Genomic DNA, 7,513 nt, shown 5'->3' with positions numbered 1-7,513 from the left:
GTCGGCGCCAAGCCGCCGAAGCCAGTCGAAGCCCGGTCGTCTCGCCCCGAGCCGCGCCGCCGCGACGACGATGACGGCCCGAAGGTCAAGGGCCTGGGCGATCATGTTCCGGCGTTCCTGATGCGGCCCGTCCGCGTCGGCTGAGCCGCGCCGGGATCAACATCATTTTAACCCGCCTCGCCTAAGGTCAGCTCGTGAAGGCGACGCATGTCGCAATCACGGACGGGCGCATGCCGCCGTTGAGACGGACAGGATGTCCCGCTTCGATTCTCAATCGAGGCTGCCGCGGCTTTCCGCCGCGAGCGGACTCCGCGTTCGGATTGTCGATGGCATGAGCGACCACGCGCCGCCCCCCTCCCCGTCGGACGACCTCGCCGAACGCGTGGTCGCGGCGATGCGCGAGCACGGATCGCCCACCTATCCGCGCGCCTTCGAGGTCTGGTACGCCCATCTCAGCGGTGAAATGCCGGCGATCAGCATGGCGATGCAGGCGATCATCACGGGCAGCGAGGGCCAGGTCGGCGTCGCCGACATCGACCAGCTCTATGACCGCTTCATCGGCACCGAGCGGCTCGCCCGCCATGCCGAGCGGACCAGCCTGCAGGTGCTCGGCGAGATCGACGGGCTGATGGCGCTGGTCGACAAGGCGCTCGATTCGAGCGAGCGCTATCATGGCCGCCTCTGCGCCATGTCCGAGGACGTGCCTCCGCCCGCCGACCGCCAGAAGCTGCGCGAATGGGTCGAGGCTCTGGTGATGTCGACCCGCGAGGAGGTCACGCGCAAGACCAAGCTCGAGGCACAGCTGCGCGACAGCTCCAACGAGATCCGCAATCTGCGCGAGGCGCTGGAGTCGACGCGGGCCGAGGCACTGACGGACCCGCTGACGGGCCTCGCCAATCGCCGCCATTTCGAGGAGATGCTGCAGAAGTCGATCGATCAGGCGACGCTGCGGCGCGAGCCCTTTGCGCTGGTGATGGCCGATATCGACTTCTTCAAGCAGTTCAACGACGCCCATGGCCATCTCACGGGCGACCAGGTGCTGCGTCTCGTGGCGCGGACGATGAAGGACAAATTCAAGGACAAGGCGATCATCACCCGCTTCGGCGGCGAGGAATTCGCCGTCATCCTGCCCGATGCCGACCTGATCGCCTGCAAGTTCGGGGCCGAGACGGTGCGCCAGGCCCTGCTGACGCGAGAACTCGTGAAGCGCTCGACCAACGAGAATCTCGGGCGCATCACGATCTCGCTGGGCGTGGCGAGCTATGCGCGCGGCGACACCGCGGCCTCCCTGACCGAGCGGGCCGACCAGGCGCTGATGGCGGCCAAGCGCAGCGGCCGCAACCGCACCGTCACGGAGGATGCGATCGAGACCGCGAGCCGCGTCGCCTGACGGAGGGCAGACCCGGCCCGGCCGCTCAATGAGCGGCGGCGGATTCCGCGCGCGGCTTGATCTCGACCGATTCGCCGCAGCCGCAGGCCGAGACCTGATTGGGGTTGTTGAAGACGAAGGTCGACGAGAACCGGTCGGTCCGGAAATCCAGTTCGGTGCCGAGCAGGAACAGCACGGCCTTGCCGTCGACGATGACCGTCGCGCCCTTCTCGGTCACGACCTCGTCGCCCTTGGCGGCCTCGCGCGCGACCTCGAAGGTATATTCCATCCCGGCGCAGCCACCCTTCTTGACGCCGACTCGCAGGCCGAGCGCCGGCTCCGCGCCATCCGACTGCGCCATGATCTCGCGGATTCGCGCCGCGGCGGCATCCGTCAGCGAAACGACCTTCAGGCCGGGTATCGAAAACATCCGTCGTCCCTCCCCAATCGGGTTCAAGGCCCGATGAAGCAAGATTGCACCCTCCTACATAAGGATTGCCGAAGGAAAGGTCGAGGTGTGGGCACGCAGGGCGCCGTCGCAGCCGGGATGTTGCAAGGCCGCCTGCACCATGCACTGTGACGCCTCCTCCCTCCGCACCCATCCGGCGACTTCTCCCCATGGCTTACCGCACCCACAGCCCGCAATCGCTGCGCGCCCTCGTCAAGGACATGATCGTCGCCGCCGGCTGGAGCGCCGACGCGGCGGCCGAGACGGCCGAGCATCTCGTGCTGGCCAATCTCAGCGGGCATGACAGCCACGGCGTCGGCATGCTGCCGCTCTACTTCCAGTCGCTCGCCGACGGGAATCTGTCTCCCGCCTCGCAGCCGCAGGCACGGCTCGATGCGGCGCCCTTCCTGATCATCGATGCGGGCGTCGCGCTCGGCCAGCCGGCCGCCCGCAACGCCGTCGAGCAGGCAGCCGCCATGGCCAAGACGGGCGGAGTCGCGATCCTGAACCTGCTCGACGCCCACCATATCGGCCGCATCGGCCATTATGCCGAGGCCGCTGCCGCGCAGGGGCTGATCTCGCTGTTCTGGGTCAACGTCGCCGGGCGTCCGCCGATCGTCGCGCCGCATGGTGCGAAGGAGGCGCGCTTCGGAACCAATCCCCATGCGATCGGGATCCCCGTGCCCGGCGCCGAGCCGATCATCCTCGATTTCGCGACCAGCCGGATGGCGCATGGCAAGGCGCGCGTCGCGCTCAACAAGGGCGTGCCCGTCCCGCCCGGCTACATCATCGACGGCGAGGGCCGGCCGACGACGGAGCCGCGCCACGTCTTCCCGCATGCACTGGCGGAGAGCGAGGCGCTGGGCGCGCTTCTGCCCTTCGGCGACCACAAGGGCGCCGGCCTGTCGCTGATCGCCGAGTTGCTCTCGGCCGGCCTGATGGGCGCGGCCCGCATCGACCAGAAGCCGGCGAAGAGCTGGATCATCAATTCGCTCTTCGGCATCCTGATCGACCCGGCCCGGCTCGAGCCCGATGCCGAACTGCGCAAGGGGCGCATCGAGAGCTATCTCGCCTTCGTGCGGGCGGCGAAGCCGCAGGATGAGAGCCAGCCCGTCCTGACGCCGGGCGAGAGCGAGCGCGCGACCCGTATCGCCCGGGAGCGCGACGGCATCCCGCTCGACGACGAGACCTGGTCGCAGATCAGGGCGGCCGCTGCAGCGCATGGCATCGACGCCGAGCGCTACTGAAGCAACGGACCTCGGCCATGACGCTGGACGGCTACAACGCCTTTTGCGCCACCCTGCGGGCCACCAGCAGCGTCGTGCAGTGGGGCGGCGCCCATGTCTGGAAGGTCGGCGGCAAGGTTTTCGCCATCGCCCGCACCGATGACGGCGTGGCGCTCTCGGTGACGTTCAAATGCTCCTGGGCGAGCTTCGACATCCTGAAGGAGCAGCCGGGCCTGCGCCCCGCGCCCTATCTCGCCTCGCGCGGTATGAGCTGGATCCAGCGCCTGACCGACGAGACGATGCCCGACGAGGCACTGGAGGATTATCTGCGCGAGAGCCACCGGCTGGTCGCGGCCGGGTTGACCAAGCGGGTAAGGGCGGAATTGGGGCTCGACGGGCCAACCCATTCCCGCCCCGCGTAACCCCATATGCGGGTCGTCCCGGACAAGCCGCGCAGCGGCGCCGATCCGGGACCCATTCCGGAGCATCGCTCGGAGAGGCTCCGGCATGGATCCCAGGTCTTCGCTGCGCTGCGCCCGGGATGACCGTGCCCTTTCGGACGCCTATCGGGCGGTAATCACAGCAGCGCCTCGCCCCGGAACACCGGCACGCAGCAGCCTCCGACCGTGGCGCGGATGCCGTCGGCCTCGCGACGCGCTGTGAGCTGCAGCAGGCTCGGGCGGCCCATCTCGACCCCTTGTGTCAGCGTGAAAGACGCGCTGTCGCCGCCATCGAGCGAGAGCAGCAGGGCCGCCAGCGTCGCGCTGGCGCTGCCGGTGGCCGGGTCCTCCCAGGTGCCGCTGATCGGCGCGAACATGCGCGCGCGGATCGTCTGGCCGTCCCGGACATAGAGGAACAGCGAGAGCCGCCCTTCCAGACCGGGCGTGGCATCGCGCAGGGCGCGGAACGCGGTGAGGTCGGGCGTGGCTCGCGCCAGCGCCTCGGGCGCCACCTCCGCCAGCACGAAGAAGACGCCGACCGAGGCCCGGATCGGCCTGTGCCGGCCGGTGAGCACCTCCTCGGGCTTCAGCCCGGCGCAGGCCGCGATCGCCTCGGCCGGCAGCTCCACGCCCGTCGAGAGCGGCTGCGGCGCTGCGATGGTGGCCCCCGTGACCTCCCCGGCGGCGTTGCCGGCGACCTTCACCTCGACTAGGCCCGCGATCTCCTCGAAGCGCAGCAGGCCGCCGCTGTCGCGGCCATGGCGGGCGAGCACGAAAGCGGTGCCGACATTGGGATGGCCGGCGAAGGGCATCTCATGGGTGCGGGTGAAGATGCGCACGCGGGCCGTGTTCGCGGGATCGGACGGGGGCAGCACGAAGGTCGTCTCGCTGTAGTTCATCTCGGCGGCGAGCGACTGCATCTCGGCATCCGACAGCCCGCGCGCATCGGTGAAGACCGCGAGCTGGTTGCCGCCGAAGCGGGTTTCCGTGAAGACGTCGACGGTCTCGTAGGCATAGCGGCGCATGGTGGTCTCCCCGCCGCGAGAGACGCGGCCCTGACACGCTTGATGCCACCGATCGCGCCACCGCGATCATGAAACTCGCAGATGCGTTCGATCACCGCCGCTGATCGTGGGGCGGAACAGACTGCCTCGCCCGCCGGTTGCTCTTTCGACAGCGAAAAGGACCAGCGCCATGAGCGATCACGACCGGACCAGCCACGCGAAGACCCAGCACCATCCCGGCCCCGATACGCCGCGGCGTCCGGGCCAGCCCGGCGAGCAGGACCAGCACCGTCCAGGACCGAGCCCGGATTCACCTCACCAGACGGGGCCGCACGCGCCCTATGATTCCGATTCAGGCGCTGTCGCCGAGCGCATTCGTCAGGATGCGGCAGGGCAGTATGGCGAGGGGAATACGACGCCCAACAAAGACGGCCTCACCAGCGCCAACCCGGTCGTCCTGTCAGGTGATGGCGACGCGACCAGCGGCAACGGCCATGGCCGCGACCGGGATGGATCGAAGACGGAGCAGGAGTAGCCTGCGGCCGTCTGACGGCCGCTCGATCACAAGAGAAAATGGCAGCCGAAACCGAGGATGACCAACCCGGCCGCGACGACTTGCGCGACGAAGAGTGGCTTCAGCCTCGCCTTTTGAGCGGCGTGGAAATCAGCCCGCTCGGCGCGGGACATGCGGTCGCGGGCCCTGAACTGCTCTTCCAGCACGCGCGGCTCAGAACTCGCGGCATCGCGCTCCAGGTCCATCCGCACCGCGATGAAGCCGATGACGAGGCCGAGGTTGCCGAGACCGAAAAAGCCGACCAGACGCAGGGCGCCATAGAAGACGCCGATCGCGAGGGCCGCGAGCAGGGGAAATGCGACATAGTCCCATTTCGTGAAGCGCATCGCGGGACCATGCCGGCCCGCTCAGGGACCGTCCAGCCTCACCACATGTCGAGCGCGACCCTGGCCTCGTCGGACATGCGCGACTGGTCCCAGGGCGGGTCGAAGGTCATGTTGACGCTGACGCCGGAGACGCCGTTGACCGTCGAGACCGCGTTCTCGACCCAGCCCGGCATCTCGCCCGCGACGGGGCAGCCCGGCGCGGTCAGCGTCATGTCGATGGCGACATGACGGTCGTCGGCGATGTCGACGCGGTAGATCAGCCCGAGTTCGTAGATGTCGGAGGGGATCTCGGGGTCATAGACCGTCTTGAGCGCGGCGATGATGTCGTCGGTCAGACGGTCGATCTCCTCCGGCGGCAGGGCCGTGCCGGCGCCCATGGTCGGGGCGTTCGGCTTGATGTCGTCTGCGACGGTGTCGGTCATGATCGCAATCCTACTCAGGCAAACAGGCTTTCGGCCTTTTGCAGGGCTTCGACGAGCCTGTCGACCTCATCCATCGTGTTGTAGAGGCCGAAGGAGGCCCGGCAGGTCGAGGTCACTCCATATCGTGCCATCAGCGGCATGGTGCAATGGGTGCCGGCGCGCACCGCCACCCCCGCCCGGTCGATGACGGTGGCGACGTCATGGGCATGGGCGCCCTTCATCTCGAAGGCGACGATGGCGCCCTTCTGCCTGGCCTTGCCGAAGATGCGGATCGAGTTCATCTCGCCGAGCCGCTGCATGGCGTAGGCACCGAGCCGGGCCTCATGCGCAGCGATGTTCTCGCGGCCGAGCGCCATCATGTAGTCGAGTGCAGCCCCCAGGCCCACCGCCTCGATGATCGCCGGCGTGCCGGCCTCGAAGCGGTGCGGCGGGTCGTTATAGGTCACCGTGTCCTCGGTGACGGTGACGATCATCTCGCCGCCGCCCTCGTAGGGCGGCAGCTTCTCGAGCCATTCGCGCTTGCCCCAGAGGATGCCCGAGCCGGTCGGCCCATAGGTCTTGTGGCCGGTGAAGCAGTAGAAGTCGCAGCCCAGCGCCTGCACGTCGACCGGGAGATGCACGGCGCCCTGGCTGCCGTCGACGACCAGCGGGATGCCATGCGCCTGGCAGATCGCGGCGATCTCCGGGATCGGCAGGATGGTGCCGATCGCGTTCGAGAGATGCGTCAGCGAGACGACCTTGGTCTTCGGCGAGATCAGCTTCTCGAATTCTTCGAGCAGGAAGTTGCCGTCCTCGTCGACCGGCGCCCATTTGATCACGGCGCCGTGGCGCTCGCGCCAGTAGTGCCAGGGCACGATGTTGGAGTGGTGCTCGAGGATCGAGAGAATGATCTCGTCGCCCTCGCCGAGCTGCAGATGGCGCCCGAGCGAGGCGGCGATGGTGTTGAGCGCGCCCGTCGAGGAGCGTGTGAACACGATCTCCTCGATATGGGCGGCGTTGAGGAAGCGGCGCGCGCTTTCGCGAGCCGCCTCATAGGCTTCGGTCGAGGCGTTGGCGAGATAGTGCAGCCCGCGATGGACGTTGGCATAGTCCTCGCGCATCAGCTTCGACATCGCCTCGATCACCACCTCCGGCTTCTGGGCGGAGGCTGCGTTGTCGAGATAGACGAGCGGTTTGCCGTAGACCTCGCGCGACAGGATCGGGAAATCCCGGCGGATCGCTTCGATGTCGTAGGGCTTCACCGGCGCGTTCATGTCCTCAAGCCTTTCCCGGCGAGGCGGGTGCCTTGTCGGCCGGTGCCTTGTCGGCGACCAGCTCGCCGGCATGGCCCCAATCCTCGCGCTCGATCTCCTGGATCACGATATGGGTGTTCTGCGGGTTCTTTCCCAGCACGCGCACGAGCGTGTCGGTGAAGGCCTTGACGATCTCGGCCTTCTGGGCCCGCGTCGCGCCCTTGGTGATCTGCAGATTGACGTAGGGCATCAGACCGCACTCACCACGGAGGAGACTTCGCGCGCGCCGAGCCAGGCTTCGATCTCGCCCATCACCATCGCGCGCAGCGCCTCGTCCTGCACGAACTCGACCGCCTCGCCGGCGAAGGCCTGCAGCACCAGCGCCTCGGCCTGCGGACGCGGCAGGCCGCGCGCCATCAGGTAGAAGAGCTGCTCGCCGTCGATCTGGGCGACGGTCGCACCATGGCCGCAG

At 68.2% G+C, this 7,513-nt stretch carries 11 protein-coding genes; 4 read left to right on the top strand and 7 right to left on the bottom strand.

The genetic code is table 11. The features are described from left to right. Nucleotides 1-331: 331 nt before the first annotated feature. A complete protein-coding gene (locus Q8M82_RS05520; protein WP_305690375.1) occupies nt 332-1,390 on the top strand; it encodes a GGDEF domain-containing protein in 1,059 nt (352 codons plus the stop codon). Nucleotides 1,391-1,415: 25 nt separating this feature from the next. On the opposite strand, the gene Q8M82_RS05515 is transcribed toward Q8M82_RS05520, so the two are convergent. Beyond that, entirely contained in the window at nt 1,416-1,799 is a 384-nt protein-coding gene (locus Q8M82_RS05515; protein WP_305690374.1) for a HesB/IscA family protein, read from the bottom strand. A gap of 188 nt (nt 1,800-1,987) precedes the next feature. On the opposite strand from Q8M82_RS05515, the gene Q8M82_RS05510 reads away from it, so the two are divergent. Together Q8M82_RS05510 and Q8M82_RS05505 are read left to right on the top strand one after the other, a co-directional pair. Then, on the top strand, nt 1,988-3,064 hold the full coding sequence (locus Q8M82_RS05510) for a malate/lactate/ureidoglycolate dehydrogenase (protein WP_305690373.1): 1,077 nt from the start codon (nt 1,988-1,990) through the stop codon (nt 3,062-3,064). 17 nt (nt 3,065-3,081) lie between these two features. Continuing rightward, entirely contained in the window at nt 3,082-3,465 is a 384-nt protein-coding gene (locus tag Q8M82_RS05505) for an MmcQ/YjbR family DNA-binding protein (protein WP_305690372.1), read from the top strand. 155 nt (nt 3,466-3,620) lie between these two features. Here the strand turns inward: Q8M82_RS05505 and Q8M82_RS05500 are convergent, their stop codons facing one another. Next, the gene (locus Q8M82_RS05500; RefSeq protein ID WP_305690371.1) at nt 3,621-4,508 is read right to left on the bottom strand and encodes a PhzF family phenazine biosynthesis protein; all 888 of its coding nucleotides are present in this window, start codon (nt 4,506-4,508) and stop codon (nt 3,621-3,623) included. A 169-nt stretch (nt 4,509-4,677) separates the two neighbouring features. Here Q8M82_RS05500 and Q8M82_RS05495 point away from each other — a divergent pair, with 169 nt between their 5' ends. Further along, nucleotides 4,678-5,022 carry a hypothetical protein gene (locus tag Q8M82_RS05495; protein WP_305690370.1) on the top strand — a complete coding sequence of 115 codons (345 nt, stop codon included), beginning with the start codon at nt 4,678-4,680 and terminating at the stop codon, nt 5,020-5,022. Between the two features lie 26 nt (nt 5,023-5,048). On the opposite strand, the gene Q8M82_RS05490 is transcribed toward Q8M82_RS05495, so the two are convergent. From Q8M82_RS05490 to Q8M82_RS05470, 5 genes are all read right to left on the bottom strand, one after another. Beyond that, entirely contained in the window at nt 5,049-5,387 is a 339-nt protein-coding gene (locus Q8M82_RS05490; protein WP_305690369.1) for a hypothetical protein, read from the bottom strand. A gap of 38 nt (nt 5,388-5,425) precedes the next feature. After that, nucleotides 5,426-5,764 carry an SUF system Fe-S cluster assembly protein gene (locus Q8M82_RS05485; RefSeq protein ID WP_236840580.1) on the bottom strand — a complete coding sequence of 113 codons (339 nt, stop codon included), beginning with the start codon at nt 5,762-5,764 and terminating at the stop codon, nt 5,426-5,428. Between the two features lie 59 nt (nt 5,765-5,823). After that, nucleotides 5,824-7,062 (bottom strand): cysteine desulfurase, encoded by a 1,239-nt coding sequence (locus Q8M82_RS05480; RefSeq protein ID WP_305690368.1) that lies wholly within the window; start codon nt 7,060-7,062, stop codon nt 5,824-5,826. 4 nt (nt 7,063-7,066) lie between these two features. Beyond that, nucleotides 7,067-7,291: a tautomerase family protein gene (locus tag Q8M82_RS05475; protein ID WP_305690367.1), complete on the bottom strand. Its 225-nt coding sequence runs from the start codon at nt 7,289-7,291 to the stop codon at nt 7,067-7,069. Continuing rightward, a partial coding sequence (locus tag Q8M82_RS05470) for a SufD family Fe-S cluster assembly protein (protein WP_305690366.1) occupies nt 7,291-7,513 on the bottom strand: 223 nt, incomplete at its 5' end. The genes Q8M82_RS05470 and Q8M82_RS05475, both read right to left, overlap by 1 nt.

It is taken from the genome of Allobosea sp. (genome assembly GCF_030694325.1).
Taxonomy (GTDB): domain Bacteria; phylum Pseudomonadota; class Alphaproteobacteria; order Rhizobiales; family Beijerinckiaceae; genus Allobosea.
This window is presented reverse-complemented; position numbering and strand designations above follow the sequence as displayed.

What these genes read in the sequence shown, in the direction of transcription:
- Q8M82_RS05510 (WP_305690373.1), top strand. Translation starts at nt 1,988, where the DNA reads ATGGCTTACCGCACCCACAGCCCGCAATCGCTGCGCGCCCTCGTCAAG.
- Q8M82_RS05475 (WP_305690367.1), bottom strand. Translation starts at nt 7,291, where the DNA reads ATGCCCTACGTCAATCTGCAGATCACCAAGGGCGCGACGCGGGCCCAG.
- Q8M82_RS05505 (WP_305690372.1), top strand. Translation starts at nt 3,082, where the DNA reads ATGACGCTGGACGGCTACAACGCCTTTTGCGCCACCCTGCGGGCCACC.
- Q8M82_RS05500 (WP_305690371.1), bottom strand. Translation starts at nt 4,508, where the DNA reads ATGCGCCGCTATGCCTACGAGACCGTCGACGTCTTCACGGAAACCCGC.
- Q8M82_RS05485 (WP_236840580.1), bottom strand. Translation starts at nt 5,764, where the DNA reads ATGGGCGCCGGCACGGCCCTGCCGCCGGAGGAGATCGACCGTCTGACC.
- Q8M82_RS05480 (WP_305690368.1), bottom strand. Translation starts at nt 7,062, where the DNA reads ATGAACGCGCCGGTGAAGCCCTACGACATCGAAGCGATCCGCCGGGAT.
- Q8M82_RS05490 (WP_305690369.1), bottom strand. Translation starts at nt 5,387, where the DNA reads ATGCGCTTCACGAAATGGGACTATGTCGCATTTCCCCTGCTCGCGGCC.
- Q8M82_RS05520 (WP_305690375.1), top strand. Translation starts at nt 332, where the DNA reads ATGAGCGACCACGCGCCGCCCCCCTCCCCGTCGGACGACCTCGCCGAA.
- Q8M82_RS05495 (WP_305690370.1), top strand. Translation starts at nt 4,678, where the DNA reads ATGAGCGATCACGACCGGACCAGCCACGCGAAGACCCAGCACCATCCC.
- Q8M82_RS05515 (WP_305690374.1), bottom strand. Translation starts at nt 1,799, where the DNA reads ATGTTTTCGATACCCGGCCTGAAGGTCGTTTCGCTGACGGATGCCGCC.